The organism is Dactylosporangium sp. NPDC049742, assembly GCF_040674675.1.
Classification (GTDB): Bacteria; Actinomycetota; Actinomycetes; order Mycobacteriales; family Micromonosporaceae; genus Dactylosporangium; species Dactylosporangium maewongense.
Genome location: NZ_JBFANF010000033.1, coordinates 1 through 18,414, shown reverse-complemented (window position 1 = coordinate 18,414; position 18,414 = coordinate 1). Strand labels below are relative to the sequence as shown.

Sequence of the window (18,414 nt, the reverse complement as noted above, 5' to 3'; positions counted from 1 at the left end):
TTCGCGGTGTGGACGCGCTACCTACCGTGGATTTCCGAACACGGGTTCGCAAAGGATGTTCATGATTATTGACCTGTCAGCTCTGGGCTGGGACGACGCGTACGCCGCGCTGTACTCCGGCCGGTTCGACCTGCCCGGTTTCCGACCGGCGCGGGTCAGCCGCGTCGACCGCGGCGTGTGTACGGCGATCGCGTCCGACGGCCCGCTCCGCGCGAGCCTGTCGGGGGGCCTGCTGGCGCGTGCCGCCGCCGATCCCGGGGCGCTGCCGTGCGCGGGGGACTGGCTCGTCGTGCGGACGTGGCCGGACGGCCGGCTGACGGCCGAGGCGGTGCTGCCCAGGCGCACCGCGATCATCAGGGCCGTCGCCGGTGAGGAGTCGTTCGGCCAGGTCCTGGCCGCCAACGTGGACGCGGTGGCGGTCGTGGAGCCGGTCGACCCGTCGCCGGACCTCGGGCGCATCGAGCGGCTGCTCGCCCTGGCGTGGGAGTCGGGGGCGCGGCCGGTGCTGGTCCTGACGAAGTGCGACCTGGCCGCGGATCCGGAGGCGCTCGCCGGGCAGATGCCGGACGGGGTCGAGGTCCATGCGGTCAGCTCCCGCACGGGGATGGGGCTCGACGCGTTGCGGCCGCTCGTGGCGTACGGGCGGACGCTCGGCCTCCTGGGACAGTCCGGTGCCGGGAAGTCGAGTCTCGTCAACGCCCTCGCCGGGGCGCCGGTGATGCAGACGCAGGCGTTGCGCGGCGACGGACGTGGACGGCACACCACCACATATCGGGCATTAATTCCCATGCCTGGTGGCGGTGCGGTCCTCGACACGCCCGGGGTGCGGCTCGTCGGCATGTTCGACACCGCGGCGGGCCTGGACCGGGCGTTCGCCGACGTGACGCAGCTCGCGACGCTGTGCAGGTTCGACGACTGCAGGCACGGTGAGGAGCCCGGCTGCGCGGTCCGGGCCGCGGTCGAGGACGGCGAGCTCAGCCCCCGCCGCTTCGCCAGTTGGCAGAAACTGCAGAAAGAGCAGAAGCTGGCATCGGTACGGCGGCTCAAGCGCGAGAGCCGCGACCGGCGACGGCTGGCACGCCCGTAGCGGGGGTTCCCTCGTTCGGGCGCGGAAAATTGTCATACCCCCTGGCTAGAGTTGTCGGCTGGCACCGTGACGGTGTCCGAACCGGACAAAATCACCGCTGCCGGACTCTTTGCCGCTGCTGGCGGACATATTCACTGCCAAGGGGAAGCATGTCGGATCGTCTGATCATCCGTGGCGCTCGGGAGCACAACCTCCGTGACGTCAGTCTCGACCTGCCGCGCGACGCGATGATCGTGTTCACCGGGCTCTCGGGCTCCGGCAAGTCGAGCCTCGCGTTCGACACGATCTTCGCCGAGGGGCAGCGGCGGTATGTGGAGTCGCTGTCGTCGTACGCACGCCAGTTCCTCGGCCAGATGGACAAGCCCGACGTCGACTTCATCGAGGGTCTGTCGCCGGCGGTCTCCATCGACCAGAAGTCGACCTCGCGCAACCCGCGCTCGACGGTCGGCACGATCACCGAGGTGTATGACTACCTGCGGCTGCTGTATGCGCGCATCGGCGAGCCGCACTGCCCCGTCTGCGGTGAGCTGATCACCCGGCAGACGCCGCAGCAGATCGTCGACCGGGTCCTCGCGATGGAGGAGGGCACCCGCTTCCAGGTGCTCGCCCCGGTCGTGCGCGGCCGCAAGGGCGAATACCTCGACCTGTTCCAGGAGCTGCAGTCGAAGGGGTATGCGCGGGCCCGCATCGACGGCGTCGTGCACCCGCTGACCGAGCCGCCGAAGCTCAAGAAGCAGGAGAAGCACACCATCGAGGTCGTCGTCGACCGGCTCTCGGTGAAGGCGTCGTCCAAGCAGCGGCTCACCGACTCGGTCGAGACCGCGCTGAAGCTCGCCGCCGGCATCGTCATCCTCGAGTTCGTCGACGTGCCCGAGGACGACGAGCACCGCGAGCGGCTCTTCTCCGAGCACCTCGCCTGCCCCAACGAGCACCCGCTGTCGATCGAGGACCTCGAGCCCCGCTCGTTCTCGTTCAACGCGCCCTACGGCGCCTGCCCCGACTGCACCGGCATCGGCACCAAGAAGGAGGTCGACCCGGAGCTGATCGTGCCCGACCCGGAGCAGACGCTCCGCGGCGGCGCGATCGCGCCCTGGGCCACCGGCCACACCCTCGAATACTTCCTCCGCCTGCTGGAGGCCCTGGGCGCGGAGGCCGGCTTCACGCTGGACACGCCCTGGCGCGCGCTGTCGTCGCGGGCGCAGAAGGCGATCATGTACGGGTCGGAGGACCAGGTCCACGTCCGGTACCGCAACAAGTACGGGCGCGAGCGCTCCTACTACACCGGCTTCGAGGGCGTGGTGCAGTGGATCGAGCGCCGGCACTCCGACACCGAGAGCGACTGGTCCCGCGACAAGTACGAGGGATACATGCGCGACGTGCCCTGCGGCACCTGCGGCGGGTCCCGGCTCAAGCCCGAGATCCTCGCGGTCACCATCGCCGGGCACAGCATCGCCGACATCTGCAACCTGTCCGTCGGTGACTGCGCGGAGCTGCTCGGCGCGATGACCCTCACCGACCGGCAGAAGCTCATCGCCGAGCGGGTCCTGAAGGAGATCAACGCCCGGCTGCGGTTCCTCGTCGACGTCGGCCTCGACTACCTGTCCCTGGACCGGGCCTCCGGCACCCTGTCCGGCGGCGAGGCGCAGCGCATCCGGCTCGCGACCCAGATCGGCTCCGGTCTCGTCGGCGTCCTGTACGTGCTGGACGAGCCCAGCATCGGCCTGCACCAGCGGGACAACCACCGGCTCATCGAGACGTTGACGCGGCTCAAGCGGCTCGGCAACACGCTGATCGTGGTCGAGCACGACGAGGACACGATCCGCACCGCCGACTGGATCGTCGACATCGGCCCCGGCGCCGGCGAGCACGGCGGCCGGGTCGTGCACAGCGGGCCGTACGAGGAGCTGATCACCGCCGAGGAGTCGGTGACCGGCGCCTACCTGGCGGGCCGGCGCAGCATCCCGACGCCGGAGATCCGCCGGCCCCGCACGCCCGGCCGTGAGCTGGTCGTCGTCGGCGCCCGCGAGCACAACCTGCAGAACCTGACCGTCCCGTTCCCGCTCGGGCAGTTCGTGGCGGTGACCGGCGTGTCCGGGTCCGGCAAGTCGACCCTGGTCAACGACATCCTCCACGCGGTCCTCGCCAACGTCGTCAACGGCGCCCGGCTGGTGCCCGGCCGGCACACCCGCATCTCCGGGCTCGAGCAGGTAGACAAGGTCGTCGGCGTCGACCAGTCACCGATCGGCCGCACCCCCAGGTCCAACCCGGCCACGTACACGGGCGTGTTCGACAACGTCCGGAAGCTCTTCGCCGAGACCACCGAGGCGAAGGTGCGTGGCTACGGTCCGGGGCGCTTCTCGTTCAACGTGAAGGGCGGGCGCTGCGAGGCGTGCGCCGGCGACGGCACGATCAAGATCGAGATGAACTTCCTGCCCGACGTGTACGTGCCGTGCGAGGTCTGCAAGGGTGCGCGGTACAACCGCGAGACCCTCGAGGTGCACTACAAGGGCCGCACGATCGCGGAGATCCTCGACATGCCGATCGAGGAGGCCGCGGGCTTCTTCGAGGCCATCCCCGCCATCCACCGGCACCTGAAGACCCTCAACGACGTGGGCCTGGGCTACGTGCGCCTCGGCCAGCCCGCGCCGACGCTCTCCGGTGGCGAGGCGCAGCGGGTCAAGCTCGCGTCGGAGCTGCAGAAGCGGTCCACCGGCCGCACCGTGTACGTGCTGGACGAGCCGACGACAGGCCTGCACTTCGAGGACATCCGCAAGCTGCTCATCGTGCTGCAGAGCCTCGTCGACAAGGGCAACACCGTCATCGTCATCGAGCACAACCTCGACGTCATCAAGTCGGCGGACTGGCTCATCGACATGGGCCCCGAGGGCGGTCACAAGGGCGGCACGGTCGTCGCGGTGGGCACGCCGGAGGAGGTCGCGGAGATCGCCGACAGCCACACGGGCAAGTTCCTGCGGCCGGTGCTGGGCCTGAAGGGCGACGTCAGCGGCGACACCGCGGCCCGCGACCGGGCGGTCAAGGCCAACGGCGCGGTGTCCGCACCGGTCCGGGCCGGCCGGAAGGCCGCGGCGCCGCGGACCCGGGCGGCGGTCACGACCGTGGAGCCCGACGACCTCCCGGCGGCGGAGCCGGCCCGGACCGCGGCCGCGCGGCCGGCCAAGGCGACCGCCACCCGCGCGAAGGCGACCAAGGCGGCACCCGCGAAGCGCGCCCCGGCGAAGAAGGCGGCCGCGAAGGGCTGACCGGGTCACCACCTGCGCCGGTCGATCCTCCGCGTGCGTGTCGGACGCGGAGGATCGACCGGCGTCTGGCTGCTATCCGTTCCGGCGGTGTCCTCCGGTCCGGCCGGCAGCGGTCGTACCAGCGGAAATGCCGAAACGGTGAGGAGGAGTCGCCTGCTGGCGGATGTGGCGACCGGGGGACGGTGTGGATCTGGCGCTGCTACGGTGGCCGCTGGCAAGGCCCTCACCCCAGGAGGACAAGACGTGCCGGTTCAGGACGTGTTCAACCCCTGCTCGGCTCGCCGGGCACTGCTGCTGGGCGCGGGCGCGCTCGGCGTGACGGTGCTGGCGGGCTGCGGCGGCGACGAGGAGACCCCGGCGGCCACGGGCAGCCAGCCGCCCGCCTCCGCCGCGCCGACGACCGCGGCCAACCCGTTCGACAACACCGCGCCCGCGACGGGCGCCGGCGACGCCGCGCCGCCGGCGGGTGCGCTGGTCGCCGTGAAGGACGTGCCAGTCGGTGGCGGTGTGATCGCCAAGGACACGATTCTCGTGGTGCAGGCGAAGCAGGGGACGTTCAAGGCGTACCAGGCGAGCTGCCCCCACCAGGGGGTCACCGTGGAGCCTCCGTCGCCCGGAGCGACGACGATCATGTGCCCGGGGCACAACTCGCAGTTCAAGATCGCGGACGGCAGCCTCGCGCGGGGGCCGGCGACGCGTGGGTTGAACGCTGTGCCGGTAAAGGTGCAGGCAGGGTACGTGGTCGAGGCCTAGGCACCGGCTTTGCCGCGTGATTGCTGTGAATGTCACGGGCGGGTAACGGATTCCCAGAGTTTGTTGAGCATTGAACCGTACGCTCCATGATCTACGTATTTCCTGGCGTAGCCAGCAGGCCAACGACCTTGGAGGAGCCTATGAGTGACACGACTCGCCGCGCGGTGCTCGCCGGAGCAGCCGGAATCACGGCCGTGACGGCACTCGCCGCCTGTGGAGACGACAGTGACGACAGCGGCAAGACCGGCGACAGCAGCACCGGCGGTGCCGCCTCGGGCGTCCTGGCGACCAAGGCCGACATCCCTGTCGGCGGCGGCAAGATCTTCAAGGACGGCGGCGGCGTTGTCGTCACCCAGCCGGAGGCCGGGCAGTACAAGGCGTTCAGCTCGATCTGCACCCACCAGTCGTGCGTCGTCTCCGACGTCTCGGCCGGCGCGATCAACTGCCGGTGCCACGGCAGCGTCTTCTCCGCGGCCGACGGCTCCGTGAAGAACGGCCCGGCCACCAAGGGACTGGCCGAGAAGACCCTGAAGATCGACGGGGACAACATCTCCCTGGCGTGAGCGTGCTTCCGGGGGGTCGGCGTTTTGTCGTACCCCCCGGATAGTCTCGAAGAGTGCCAGATCCGTCCACGTATCGACCCGCACCCGGGACCATTCCCGACACGCCAGGGGTCTACCGGTTCCGCGACCCATCGGGGCGCGTCATCTACGTGGGCAAGGCCAAGAGCCTGCGGCAGCGGCTCAACTCCTACTTCGCCGACGTGTGGACCCTGCACGCGCGCACCCAGCAGATGGTCACCACCGCGGCGAAGGTCGACTGGGTCACGGTCGGCACCGAGGTCGAGGCGCTCCAGCTCGAATACAACTGGATCAAGGAGTATGACCCCAGGTTCAACGTCCGCTACCGGGACGACAAGAGCTACCCGTATCTGGCGGTCACGCTCGACGAGGCCTATCCGCGCCTGCAGGTGATGCGCGGCGCCAAGCGCAAGGGCGTGCGCTACTTCGGCCCCTACGCGCACGCCTGGGCGATCCGCGAGACCCTCGACCTGCTGCTGCGCGTGTTCCCGGCGCGGACCTGCTCGTCCGGCGTGTTCAAGCGCGCCGGCCAGATCGGCCGCCCCTGCCTGCTGGGCTATATCGGCAAGTGCTCCGCGCCGTGCGTCGACCGGGTCAGCGAGGAGGAGCACCGCCACATCGTCGACGACTTCTGCGACTTCATGGCCGGCAAGACCGACACGATGGTCAAGCGGCTCGAGCGGGAGATGTTCGCCGCCTCCGACGAGCTCGACTTCGAGCGCGCCGCCCGCATCCGCGACGACCTGGGCGCGCTGCGCCGGGCCGTGGAGAAGCAGGCGGTCGTGCTCGGCGACGGCACCGACGCCGACGTGGTCGCGTTCGCCGACGACCCCCTGGAAGCGGCCGTCCAGGTGTTCCACGTGCGCGGCGGCCGGGTCCGCGGCCAGCGCGGCTGGGTCGTGGAGAAGACCGAGGACCTCAGCGCCGGCGACCTCGTCCACCACTTCTGCAGCCAGATCTACGGCGCCGAGGCCGGCACCGACCCCGCCGACCTGCCCAAGGAGCTGCTCGTCCCCGAGCTGCCCGCCGACGTCGACGCGCTCGCCGACTGGCTGAGCAAGCTGCGCGGCAGCCGGGTCGCGATCCGCGTGCCGCAGCGCGGCGACAAGAAGGCCCTCGCCGAGACCGTCGCGCGCAACGCGGAGCAGGCCCTCCAGCAGCACAAGCTGCGCCGCGCCGGCGACCTGAGCACCCGCAGCAAGGCCCTGGAGGAGATCGCCGAGGCGCTCGGCATGCAGACCGCCCCGCTGCGCATCGAGTGCTACGACATCTCCCAGATCCAGGGCACCGACGTCGTCGCCAGCATGGTCGTCTTCGAGGACGGCCTGTCCCGCAAGAGCGAATACCGGCGCTTCGCCATCAACGGCGCCACCGACGACGTCTCCGCCATCTCCGAGGTCCTGCGGCGGCGCTTCGCCCGCTACCTGGACGCCAAGGTCGAGCTCGACTCGCTGGCCGAGGAGGACGTCGACCCGTCCCGCCCCGGCATCGACCCGACGACCGGCCGCCCCCGCAAGTTCGCCTACCCGCCCCAGCTCGTCGTCGTGGACGGCGGCCAGCCCCAGGTCAACGCCGCCGCCCAGGTCCTGCTCGATCTCGGCATCGACGACATCACCATCTGCGGCCTGGCCAAGCGGCTCGAAGAGGTCTGGCTCCCCGACGACGAGTTCCCCGTCATCCTGCCCCGCGCCTCCGAGGGCCTCTACCTCCTGCAGCGCGCCCGCGACGAGGCCCACCGCTTCGCCATCACGTACCACCGCCAGAAGCGCTCCAAGCGCATGACCGAATCGACCCTCGACAACGTCCCCGGCCTGGGCGAGATCCGCCGCAAAGCGCTGCTTCGCCATTTCGGCTCATTGAAGCGTCTCAAGGCGGCCAGCATCGAGGAGATCGCCGAGGTGCCGGGCATCGGCCGGCGGACGGCGGAGGCGATTTTGGTCGCTCTGAACGGCCCACCCCCGCCCGCGCCAGCTGCGCCCTCTTTGCCGGCCGCGTCGTTGACGCCGGCTCCTGCCTCCTTACCACCGGTGATCGACCCGACCTCTTCGTCGTCCGACTCCTAGCCGACCCGCCGACATCGCCCACGGCTCCCGGCCTCCTCCCGACGGATCGATCGTGGTCATAGTCGTCATGACCGAAGTCGTTCTTCGATGATGGTGGTGGCTGGGTCGTCGGTTGAGGGATTCGCGTGCGGGTCGGCTGACGTTGTGTTGCTGCCCGCGTGCGGGTTCACCGATCCATCTGGTCACAGGTCAGGCCAGCACGGAGGTGGGGTTCTTCCCGCCCGGCTGGGGGTCGGGCGCCAGGTGGCGTGGTCGCGGTGATGTTCCCCGGCCGTCGTCCTCACATGGTCCAGCACCGTTGACGGCGTTGCTTGGTGCTTCCTCGCGGTCGTTGGCTTTCACGACCAGTGCATATGGCGCCGACCGCCGACGCTGCCCTCGCCGCCGCCGTGGGTTCGCAACCAGGGCTGCCCTCTCGCCGCACTCGCGCGGGAGTTCTTGTTGCTCGCGGGTGGGCGTGGTTGTGGGCGTCGTGATCGAAGTCGCGTGGTGGCTGTCCGAGTGGCCAGGGTCGTCCTTCGATCATGGTGGTGGCTGGGTTGTCGGCTGAGGGATCCGCGTGCGGGTCGGGTGTCGTTCTCGAAGGGTCCGGTGCCGTCGATGGCATCAATCGGTGCTTCCGTGCCGTCGTTCGCTTGTACGCGGAGTGATCGAAGTCGCGTGGTGGTCGGCTGGACGGTCAGGGGCGTCCTTCGATCATGGTGGTGGCCGGTTGTCGGCGTTCCGGTTTGCCGATCGTTGTGGGAATGGGGGAGTTCGGTGGGGAAGGGTTGGGCTGAGGGACCCTGAAAAGGTACAAACCGACCGAGCCGCCGGGTGGGCGGACGGCACGGCATAAACTCGTCGGCGTGGTGAGCGAAGAAGCGTCGGGGGTGCCTGACCGCACGGCGACCGACCTGGTCATCGTGACGGGGGTGTCTGGCGGAGGGCGGAGCACGGTCGCCCGGGCGCTGGAGAACGTCGGGTATTACGTCGTGGACAACCTGCCGCAGGCGCTGCTGCTCGACATGGCGGAGCTGGCGTTCGCGGCGCGGGGGGCGGCGCGGCGCACGGCGATGGTGCTCGACGTGCGCAGTCACGCGTTCTCCACCGATCTGCCGGGCGCGGTGAAGTCGTTGCGGGAGCGGGGGTTCAACCCGCGGATGGTGTTCGTCGACGCTGACGACGAGGTGCTGATCCGGCGGTTCGAGAGCGTGCGCCGGTCGCATCCGTTGCAGGGCGGCGGGCGGTTGTCGGACGGCATCGCCGCTGAGCGGAAGCTGCTCCAGGAGGCCCGCGAGCAGGCGGACGTGCTGATCGACACCAGCCACCTCAACGTCAACCAGCTCCGCGGGCGCATCGAGGAGATGTTCGGCGAGGAGGACACGACCCAGATCAGGGTCACGGTGCTGTCGTTCGGCTTCAAGTACGGCCTGCCGCCCGACGCCGACTTCGTCCTCGACGCGAGGTTCCTGCCGAACCCGTACTGGGTGCCGGAGCTGCGCGAGCACACGGGACGCGAGACCGACGTGAGCCGGTACGTGCTCGGGCAGCGCGGCGCGGTCACGTTCGTGGAGACGTACGCCCGGCTGATCAACGCGACCGCTCCCGGCTTCGAGCGGGAGGGCAAGCGGTACCTCACGATCGCCGTCGGGTGCACGGGTGGCAAGCACCGCAGCGTCGCGATCGCCGAGGAGCTCGCCCGGCGGCTTCGGGAGATGCGTCTCGCCGCCGCACCGCAGCACCGAGACCTGGGGCGCGAATGAGCGCAGCGGAGGTGATGGCGTGAGCGGTGTTCGGGTCGTCGCGTTCGGTGGTGGGCACGGGCTGTCCGCGTCCCTGCGGGCGCTGCGGCGGATCCATCTGGACACGCCGCTGGATATCACCGCCGTGGTCACGGTCGCCGACGACGGAGGGTCCAGCGGGCGGCTGCGCGCGACCCGCGACATCCTGCCGCCCGGGGACCTGCGCCAGGCGCTTGCCGCGCTCGCCGACGAGGAGGCGATGGCGGAGGTGTTCCAGCACAGGTTCGCCGGCAACGACGACCTCGCCGGACACCCGGTCGGCAACCTCGTCCTGTGCGCCCTGATGGAGCTCGCCGGCGACCCCGTCGTCGCGCTGGACCAGGCGGCGCAGATGCTGCGCTGCGACGGGCGGGTGCTGCCCATGTCGCGGCAGCCGCTGCACATCGAGGCCGACCTGTCCGAGTGTGGTGAAGTGGTGACGGTGCGCGGTCAGCATGCCGTCGCGGTCACCCCGAAGCGGATCGACCGGGTCCGGCTCGTGCCGGTGGCACCCGAGGCCTGCTCGGAGGCCGTACATGCGACGAAGAACGCGGACTGGTTGCTGTTCGGACCAGGATCGTGGTTCACCAGCGTGATTCCCCATCTGCTGGTGCCTGAACTGGCGGCAGCGATCTCCATGAGTCCCGCGAAGCGCCTGGTCACACTCAATCTGGCGCCCGACAGCGAGACGGCCGGCCTGACCTTGCCGGAACACCTTGCCGCCCTGCGTCGTTACCTACCTGGGTTACATGTCGATGTAGTTCTTGCCGACGGGAAAGCCGTAGGCGACCCCGAACCGGTCCATCGTGCGGCAGAATCGCTGGGTGCACGTCTGGTGCTCGCACCGATGGCTGTCGCTGACGGAGCACCGCTGCACGACCCGCACGCGCTGGCCACAGCCTTGAAACCACTGCTGAGCAGCACCACCGACAGTTCGATTGAGCCCCGCGAGGTGACGACAGAATGGCGATGACCGCTGCGGTCAAGGACGAGCTGAGCAGGGTGGATGTAGCGAAACCCTGCTGCCGGCGCGCCGAGATGGCCGCGCTGCTCCGCTTCGCGGGCGGGTTGCACATCGTCTCCGGCCGGGTGGTCGTCGAGGCCGAGCTCGACACCAACGCCGCCGCCCGCCGGCTCCGGCGGGAGGTTTCGGAGGTGTACGGGTACCAGAGCGAGATTCACGTCCTCGCGTCCGGTGGCCTGCGCAAGGCCAGCCACTTCATCGTGCGCGTGGTCAAGGACGGCGAGGCGCTCGCGCGGCAGACGGGCCTGCTCGACGTCCGTGGGCGGCCGGTCCGTGGCCTGCCGCCGCACGTCGTGTCGGCCAACATGTGCTGCGCCGTCGCGGCGTGGCGGGGCGCGTTCCTGGCGCACGGCTCGCTGACCGAGCCGGGCCGCAGCTGCGCCCTGGAGATCACCTGCCCCGGCCCGGAGGCCGCGCTCGCGCTCGTCGGCGCCGCCCGGCGGATCGGGATCACCGCCAAGGCCCGTGAGGTCCGCGGCGTCGACCGCGTCGTGGTCAAGGACGGCGACGCGATCGCCGCGCTGCTCACCCGCATCGGCGCGCACCAGAGCGTCCTCACCTGGGAGGAGCGCCGGGTCCGCCGCGAGGTCAGGGCCACCGCCAACCGCCTCGCCAACTTCGACGACGCCAACCTGCGCCGCTCCGCCCGCGCCGCCGTGGCCGCCGCCGCCCGGGTCGCGCGCGCGATGGAGATCCTCGCCGACAACGCCCCCGAGCACCTCTTCAGCGCCGGCACCCTGCGCCTCGAGCACCGGCAGGCGTCCCTGGAGGAGCTCGGCGCGCTCGCTGACCCGCCGCTCACGAAGGACGCGATCGCCGGGCGCATAAGGCGTCTGCTCGCCCTCGCCGACAAGCGCGCCCGCGACCTCGGAATCCCCGACACCGAGTCCGCTGTCACTCCGGAAATGCTGGTCAGTTAGCTCATCCAGGCGGACTCCGGTCCGTCGCGGACGGCCGCGACCGCCTCGGGGGGCGGGACGTGTCGCGGGCTGAGCGGTGCACATTGTCCGGAGTCCCGTGTGCCCCAGCGCCACACGAACTCTTCCGGATCATGTAAAGCGGGCCGACCGGTCGGAATGTGAGCGGTTCCCGTGATCCGGAAGACATTGTGCGGCCGGGGCCGCGGGTAACCCTTCCGGATCACGAGGGGCGGGTGGTTCCCGTGATCCGGAAGTGGTTGTGCACCGGGGGCTACTCAAAGTCTTCCGGATCATGAGCGAGGGGCGCGCCGCGTGGACGACCGGCTGTAGGCCGCCTCGATCGCGCCCATTTTTGTCGTACCCCGGCGAGACAATGTCCCCAACGTCGAAGCACGGGGGCACGGGCGAATCCCGCACCCCGCCGAGGGAGGGTGAAAACCGTGATCGGGCTGTGTGCTCAGACACCCCCGCGGGAGTTCGATGCCGTGCAGGCGATAGGGTTTTCCTGTTCGGCGACGAAGCCGTCCGTATGCCGCTCCACGCGGCCGCTCCCCGCTCATGGGCCTCACCGATTAGGACCACGACCGGGCGAGCCATGATCACTCACGGGCGACCGGCATCGGCAACGGCCGGCCGCGACGAGGCGAGGAGATGTGTCGAAGTGACCATCCGGGTTGGCATCAACGGCTTCGGCCGCATCGGCCGCAACTTCTTCCGTGCGGCGCTGGCCAAGGGCGCTGACATCGAAATTGTGGGCGTCAATGACCTCACTGACAACGCGACGCTGGCGCACCTGCTCAAGTACGACAGCATCCTGGGCCGCCTGCCCTACGAGGTGAAGGCGACCTCCGACGAGATCACCGTCAACGGCAAGACGTTCAAGGCGCTCGCCGAGCGCGACCCGTCGAAGCTGCCGTGGGCCGACCTGGGCGCCGACGTCGTGATCGAGTCGACCGGCATCTTCACCGACGCCGAGAAGGCCAAGGTCCACGTCGCCGCGGGCGCGAAGAAGGTCATCATCTCGGCGCCGGCCAAGGGCGAGGACGTCACGGTCGTCCTGGGCGTCAACGAGGACAAGTACGACGCCGCGAACCACACGATCATCTCCAACGCGTCGTGCACCACGAACTGCCTCGCGCCGATGGCCAAGGTCATCAACGACACGTTCGGCATCGAGCGTGGCCTCATGACCACGATCCACGCGTACACGCAGGACCAGAACCTGCAGGACGCCCCGCACAAGGACCTGCGTCGCGCCCGCGCCGCCGCCCTGAACATCGTGCCGACCTCGACCGGTGCCGCCAAGGCGGTCTCGCTGGTCCTGCCCGAGCTCAAGGGCAAGCTGGACGGCTACGCGCTGCGTGTGCCGATCCCGACCGGCTCGGCCACCGACCTGACCGTCACCGTGGGTCGCGAGACCACGGTCGACGAGGTCAACGCCGCCATGAAGGCCGCCGCCGACGGTCCGCTCAAGGGCATCCTGACCTACACCGAGGACCCGATCGTCTCCAGCGACATCGTGACCGACCCGGCGTCGTGCATCTTCGACGCGGGCCTGACCAAGGTCATCGGCAACCAGGTCAAGGTCGTCGGCTGGTACGACAACGAGTGGGGCTACAGCAACCGCCTCGTCGACCTCGTCACGCTGGTGGGCACCGGCCTGTGAAGACGCTCGACGACCTCCTGAGCGAGGGCGTCAAGGGTCGGCGCGTGCTTCTGCGCGCCGACCTGAACGTTCCGCTCGACGGAGACAAGATCACCGACGACGGGCGCATCCGGGCGGTCCTGCCGACGCTCAACGCGCTGCGTGAGGCCGGCGCGCGGGTCACCGTGGTGTCGCACCTGGGCCGTCCGAAGGGCGAGCCTGACCCGAAGTACACGCTGCAGCCGGTCGCGAACCGGCTCGGCGAGCTGCTGGGCAAGCCGGTCGCGTTCGCCACCGACACGGTGGGGGATTCGGCGCGGGCCGCGGTCGGCGGGCTCGGCGACGGTGACGTGGCGCTGCTGGAGAACCTGCGGTTCAACAAGGGTGAGACCAGCAAGGACGAGGCGGAGCGGGGCGGTTTCGCCGCGCAGCTCGCCGAGTTCGCCGACGTGTACGTCGACGACGCCTTCGGTGCGGTCCACCGCAAGCACGCGAGCGTGTTCGACGTGGCGGCGCTGCTTCCGCGGTACACGGGCGGCCTCGTGCAGCGTGAGCTGGACGTGCTGTCGAAGCTCACCGGCGACCCCGAGCGGCCGTATGTGGTCATCCTCGGCGGCTCGAAGGTCTCCGACAAGCTCGCCGTGATCGAGGCGCTGCTGCCGAAGGTCGACAAGCTGCTCATCGGCGGCGGCATGTGCTTCACCTTCCTCAAGGCCCAGGGCCACGAGGTCGGCAAGAGCCTGCTGCAGGACGAGATGGTCGCCACCTGCGCCGACCTGCTCGCCCGCGGCGCCGGCAAGATCGTGCTGCCGGTCGACGTGGTGACGGCGGACAAGTTCGCGGCCGACGCGAAGACCCAGATCGTCGCCGCGGACGCGATCCCGGCCGAGGAGCTCGGCCTGGACATCGGACCGGAGTCGGTGACGCTGTTCGCGCAGGCCGTCGAGTCCGCGAAGACCGTGTTCTGGAACGGGCCGATGGGCGTCTTCGAGCTGGCGCCGTTCGCGGCCGGCACGCGGGGCGTCGCCGAGGCGATCACCAAGATCGACGGCTTCAGCGTCGTCGGCGGCGGTGACTCGGCCGCGGCCGTGCGCGCGCTCGGCATCCCGGAAGACGGGTTCAGCCACATCTCGACCGGTGGTGGCGCGTCCCTGGAGTACCTCGAGGGCAAGGCGCTGCCCGGCATCACGGCACTGGAGGCCTGAGCGATGGCAGAAGCAACCGGCCGCCGGCCGCTCATGGCCGGCAACTGGAAGATGAACCTCAACCACCTCGAGGCCATCGCCCTGGTGCAGAAGCTGGCGTTCAGCCTCAACGAGCAGCAGCTCAACGACGTCGAGGTGGTCGTGCTGCCGCCGTTCGTCGACATCCGCAGCGTGCAGACGCTGGTCGACGGCGACAAGCTGCTCATCGGCTACGGCGCTCAGGACCTGTCGCAGCACTCGTCGGGTGCGTACACGGGCGAGATCTCCGGCGCGATGCTGGCGAAGCTCGGCTGCCAGTACGTCGTCGTCGGGCACTCGGAGCGCCGCCAGTACCACGGCGAGGACGACGCGCTCGTCAACGCCAAGGTGAAGGCCGCCCTCGCGAACGGCATCGCCCCGATCCTGTGCGTCGGCGAGGGCCTGGCGGTCCGTGAGGCCGGCGAGCACGTCGGCTACACGCTCGCCCAGCTCGACGCCGGCCTCGAGAAGATCAAGACCGACGAGGTCGAGAAGACCGTCGTGGCGTACGAGCCGGTGTGGGCGATCGGGACCGGCAAGGTCGCGACGCCGCAGGACGCGCAGGAGGTCATCGGCGCGATCCGGACCCGCCTCGCGGAGAAGTACACCGGCGGCACCGCCGACCGGGTGCGCATCCTCTACGGCGGCTCGGTCAAGCACGACAACGTGGCGTCGATCATCGAGCAGCCCGACATCGACGGCGCGCTCGTCGGTGGGGCCAGCATCGATGCGGAGGGTTTTGTCCGCATCTGCCGCCTCGGCAAGTAACCAGCTCAGAACGCAGCGTCGCGCGGTCCGGACCCGGGCCGCGCGACGCTGTTTTGTATCCCACCCCCGGTTCCGTCCGGCATGAACGCCGCCTAAAGTGGCCTGGTCCGCAGCCCATACACCGGGTTGTCGGACACGCTCGCGCACAGCGCGGACAGCCCCGCGCCGGACGCGGGAGCAGACAGCCAGGGCCGCCCGCCACGAACGGGCCGACCATGACGAGTGGGGACCGAGCATGCTCGCTAAGCGTTTCGTCGCGTCGTTGGCCGGCCTGTCGCTGCTCGCGACGGCGGCCTGCAGCGACGCCGGCGCCGAGAACCGCCCACAGCCGCCGAAGACCGGCGGGACGCTCCGCGTCGTCGTCAGCGCCATGCCGGCCCACCTGGACCCGCAGCGCATCGCGACCGCGACCGAGGCCAACGTCAGCCGCCTCACCACCCGGACCCTCACCACGTTCCGCTCCGAGCCCGGCGAGGCCGCCAGCGAGATCGTCGGTGACCTCGCCACCGACGCCGGCCGCCCCAGTGAGGGCAACCGCGTGTGGGACTTCCAGCTCAGGGACGAGCTCCGCTGGGAGGACGGCACCCCGATCACCTGCGCCGACGTGAAGTACGGCGTGGAGCGCAGCTTCTCGAGCCTGTTCTCGGTCGCCCAGCCGTACCCGAAGACGTACCTCGCCGGCACCGAGAACTACGCGGGCCCGTTCGTCGGCGGCAACAACAACGGCAAGGGCCTGCAGTCCGTGCAGTGCGTCGACAACCGCAACATCAAGTTCACGCTGTCCCAGCCGGTCGGCGACTTCGGCTACACCGCCGCGATGTCCGTGTTCGCGCCGGTCCAGGCCAAGCAGGACACCAAGGGCGAGTACGACAAGAAGCCGTTCTCCAACGGCCCGTACAAGCTGCAGGAGAACACCGACCAGCAGCTCGTGTACGTCCGCAACCAGTACTGGGACCGCAAGACCGACAGCGTGCGCAAGGCGTACCCAGACAAGATCATCATCCAGGCGAACGGTGACCTGCCGACCGTCACGTCGAACCTGATCCAGAGCGAGGGCGACTGGGCCGAGACGATCGACCTGGACAAGAACGTCGCGCCGAACTTCGTCCAGCAGGTCGTCAACGACTCCGGCCTGTCCGCACGGGCCGTGCAGGGCAGCTACGGCGGCATCCGGTACCTGTCGGTCAACACCAAGCGCATCCCCGAGCTGGACTGCCGGCGGGCGCTGGTCTTCGCCTTCAACAAGCGGAAGTTTCGCGCCGCGATGGGCGGCTCCGTCTTCGGCGACTACGCCAACACGATGATCGCCCCGCAGCTGAAGGCCCACAAGGACTTCGACCTGTACGACAGCACCGCCAACGTCGAGGGCAAGCCGGACGTGGCGATGAAGCTGATGGACGACCAGCGCAACAAGGGCAAGCCGTGCGCCACGACGCTCACCCTGGCGATCCCGGAGCAGAAGGACATCCGTCGGCTGGCCACGACGATGGTCGAGACGTACCAGCAGATCGGCATCCAGCTCAAGGTCAACGGCATCGACCCGGAGACGTACTTCGACGTCATCGGCAACCCGGCCAACACCAACGACCTGCTCTGGGCCGGCTGGATCCCCGACTGGGCCAACGGCTCCGCGGTCATCCCGCCCCTGTTCGACGGCCGCCTCATCCCCACCAAGGCCAACGCGACCAACAACCAGAACTACGCCCTGCTCAACGACGCCGAGATCAACAACGACATCACGGCGGCGCTGGAGGAGTCGGTGCCGGAGCGCCAGTACCTCCTCTGGGGCGAGCTCGACGAGAAGATCGCGAGCAGGGCCGCCGCGATCCCGATCATCTACATGAAGGCGCTGCGCATGTCCGGCACGAACGTCCGGGGCGGCTTCATCCACCCGCAGTTCGGGCAGCCGGACCTGTGTGCCCTCGGACTCGCATAGTCCAGTAAGCTGGCTTCTGCTCTGCACCGCTTGTCCGCCCACCGAGAGGACGACCGCGCCATGACGGCGTTCGCCTACACCCTGATCGTGCTGCTCATCATCACGAGCGTGCTGCTCACCATGCTCGTGCTGCTGCACCGCGGCAAGGGCGGTGGCCTGTCGAGCATGTTCGGCGGCGGCGTCTCGTCCAGCCTCGCCGGCTCGTCGGTCGCCGAGAAGAACCTCGACCGCTACACGCTGCTGGTCGGCATCATCTGGTTCGCCTGCATCGTTGGTCTTGGCCTCTGGCTGAAAATTGTTCAAAACGGTGGTGCCTGAGCACGCTCCGCGTTCTAGACTCATGCGCGCGGTCCGTTTGACGGGCCGCGCGCAGGTGTTTTTCGCCCACACTCCTGCCTCCGCACGACGTCGCACCCCCCCGACGAACAGGAGCGAGCAGCCGTGGCAGCTGGTAACGCCATCCGCGGGACCCGAGTCGGTTCCGGCCCCATGCGTTGGGCCGAGCGCGGTGAGCAGGCGGCCCGTCGCAGCGTGACCTATTGGTGCGCCAACGGTCACATGACCGAGCCCGCCTTCGCCGCCGAGATCACGCCCCCCGTCACCTGGGACTGCCCCCGGTGCGGGCTCCCCGCCGGCCAGGACGAGCAGGCGCCGCCGGAGCGACCCCGCGCCGAGCCGTACAAGACCCACCTGGCCTACGTGAAGGAGCGTCGCTCCGACGAGGACGGCGAGGCCATCCTGGCCGAGGCCCTGGCCCGCCTCCGCCAGCGCCGCGCCTGACAGACCTCAGCCCCACCCCGAGCCACGCTGCCGCCGTGCCGATGGCGTACGCCATGATCCGGAAGACTTGTTGTGCCTATGGCGACAAGAATCCTTCCGGATCATGAGCAGGACACCCCAGTCGCGGTGATGTGTGCCGTGATCCGGAAGAGGTTGTGCTGCCGAAGCGACCCGAAGTCCTCCGGATCATGAGGGAGGGCTGGGCGTCAGACGGGGAGGGAAGCGGCGGCGGCGCGGTCCAGGAGCCAGAGGGTCCGGTGCTCGCCGCGGACGCGGGCGGCCGGGAGGGCGGCCGGCGTGGCCGTGTGGGCCTCGCGGACCGCGTCGGCCTTGCCGTCGCCGGCGGCGATCAGCCAGACCTCGGCGGCGGTGTTGATGGCCGGGAGGGTCAGCGTCACGCGTACCGGTGGCGGCTTCGGGCTGTCGTGCACCGAGGCGGTCGTGCCGGTCTCGTCGGCGACCGGGTGGCCGGGGAACACCGACGCCACGTGGCCGTCCTCGCCGACGCCGAGCAGCACCACGTCGAACCGCGGCAGCCCGGCACCGCCACCCGACTCGGCGGACCCCGCGGCCCCGACCGACCCGACGGCGGCGGCGTCGACGGCGGCCAT

Annotated in this window: 14 protein-coding genes and 1 pseudogene; 14 read left to right on the top strand and 1 reads right to left on the bottom strand. The window is 69.8% G+C overall.

The features are described 5' to 3' along the window. The first annotated feature begins 61 nt into the window (after positions 1-61). From rsgA to AB0J72_RS33225, 14 genes and pseudogenes are all read left to right on the top strand, one after another. Entirely contained in the window at positions 62-1,087 is a 1,026-nt protein-coding gene (gene rsgA / locus AB0J72_RS33290; protein WP_363405516.1) for a ribosome small subunit-dependent GTPase A, read from the top strand. A gap of 149 nt (positions 1,088-1,236) precedes the next feature. Next, positions 1,237-4,134: pseudogene (gene uvrA / locus AB0J72_RS33285) on the top strand (excinuclease ABC subunit UvrA); the annotation flags it as partial. Positions 4,135-4,590: 456 nt separating this feature from the next. Next, positions 4,591-5,100 carry a Rieske (2Fe-2S) protein gene (locus tag AB0J72_RS33280; protein ID WP_363405514.1) on the top strand — a complete coding sequence of 170 codons (510 nt, stop codon included), beginning with the start codon at positions 4,591-4,593 and terminating at the stop codon, positions 5,098-5,100. A gap of 140 nt (positions 5,101-5,240) precedes the next feature. Beyond that, positions 5,241-5,663, top strand: a complete 423-nt coding sequence (locus AB0J72_RS33275; protein ID WP_363405512.1) for a Rieske (2Fe-2S) protein — start codon at positions 5,241-5,243, stop codon at positions 5,661-5,663. Between the two features lie 53 nt (positions 5,664-5,716). Beyond that, positions 5,717-7,744 (top strand): excinuclease ABC subunit UvrC, encoded by a 2,028-nt coding sequence (uvrC, locus tag AB0J72_RS33270; protein ID WP_363405510.1) that lies wholly within the window; start codon positions 5,717-5,719, stop codon positions 7,742-7,744. 872 nt (positions 7,745-8,616) lie between these two features. Next, a complete protein-coding gene (gene rapZ, locus AB0J72_RS33265; protein WP_344503015.1) occupies positions 8,617-9,489 on the top strand; it encodes an RNase adapter RapZ in 873 nt (290 codons plus the stop codon). 19 nt (positions 9,490-9,508) lie between these two features. Further along, complete coding sequence (yvcK, locus tag AB0J72_RS33260) at positions 9,509-10,480, top strand: uridine diphosphate-N-acetylglucosamine-binding protein YvcK (protein ID WP_363405508.1); 972 nt, start codon at positions 9,509-9,511, stop codon at positions 10,478-10,480. Beyond that, entirely contained in the window at positions 10,471-11,451 is a 981-nt protein-coding gene (gene whiA / locus AB0J72_RS33255; RefSeq protein WP_033359740.1) for a DNA-binding protein WhiA, read from the top strand. The genes yvcK and whiA overlap by 10 nt, the downstream gene beginning before the upstream one ends. 661 nt (positions 11,452-12,112) lie before the next feature. Next, positions 12,113-13,117 (top strand): type I glyceraldehyde-3-phosphate dehydrogenase, encoded by a 1,005-nt coding sequence (gap, locus tag AB0J72_RS33250; protein WP_344503013.1) that lies wholly within the window; start codon positions 12,113-12,115, stop codon positions 13,115-13,117. Next, positions 13,114-14,301: a phosphoglycerate kinase gene (locus tag AB0J72_RS33245; protein WP_363405505.1), complete on the top strand. Its 1,188-nt coding sequence runs from the start codon at positions 13,114-13,116 to the stop codon at positions 14,299-14,301. Before gap ends, AB0J72_RS33245 begins: the two co-directional genes overlap by 4 nt. 3 nt (positions 14,302-14,304) lie before the next feature. Further along, on the top strand, positions 14,305-15,087 hold the full coding sequence (gene tpiA, locus AB0J72_RS33240; protein ID WP_363405503.1) for a triose-phosphate isomerase: 783 nt from the start codon (positions 14,305-14,307) through the stop codon (positions 15,085-15,087). Between the two features lie 235 nt (positions 15,088-15,322). Next, positions 15,323-17,023 (top strand): ABC transporter substrate-binding protein, encoded by a 1,701-nt coding sequence (locus AB0J72_RS33235; RefSeq protein ID WP_363405501.1) that lies wholly within the window; start codon positions 15,323-15,325, stop codon positions 17,021-17,023. A gap of 60 nt (positions 17,024-17,083) precedes the next feature. Then, positions 17,084-17,341: a preprotein translocase subunit SecG gene (gene secG / locus AB0J72_RS33230; protein WP_344503009.1), complete on the top strand. Its 258-nt coding sequence runs from the start codon at positions 17,084-17,086 to the stop codon at positions 17,339-17,341. A gap of 123 nt (positions 17,342-17,464) precedes the next feature. After that, the gene (locus AB0J72_RS33225) at positions 17,465-17,803 is read left to right on the top strand and encodes an RNA polymerase-binding protein RbpA (RefSeq protein WP_363405499.1); all 339 of its coding nucleotides are present in this window, start codon (positions 17,465-17,467) and stop codon (positions 17,801-17,803) included. Between the two features lie 206 nt (positions 17,804-18,009). Here AB0J72_RS33225 and AB0J72_RS33220 read toward each other — a convergent pair. Next, positions 18,010-18,414: 6-phosphogluconolactonase (locus tag AB0J72_RS33220; protein WP_363405497.1), on the bottom strand; the 405-nt coding region annotated here is incomplete at its 5' end.

Bases quoted from the DNA above. Each gene is read 5' to 3' on its own strand.
- rsgA (WP_363405516.1), top strand. From the start codon at position 62: ATGATTATTGACCTGTCAGCTCTGGGCTGGGACGACGCGTACGCCGCG.
- AB0J72_RS33275 (WP_363405512.1), top strand. From the start codon at position 5,241: ATGAGTGACACGACTCGCCGCGCGGTGCTCGCCGGAGCAGCCGGAATC.
- whiA (WP_033359740.1), top strand. From the start codon at position 10,471: ATGGCGATGACCGCTGCGGTCAAGGACGAGCTGAGCAGGGTGGATGTA.
- tpiA (WP_363405503.1), top strand. From the start codon at position 14,305: ATGGCAGAAGCAACCGGCCGCCGGCCGCTCATGGCCGGCAACTGGAAG.
- AB0J72_RS33235 (WP_363405501.1), top strand. From the start codon at position 15,323: ATGCTCGCTAAGCGTTTCGTCGCGTCGTTGGCCGGCCTGTCGCTGCTC.
- secG (WP_344503009.1), top strand. From the start codon at position 17,084: ATGACGGCGTTCGCCTACACCCTGATCGTGCTGCTCATCATCACGAGC.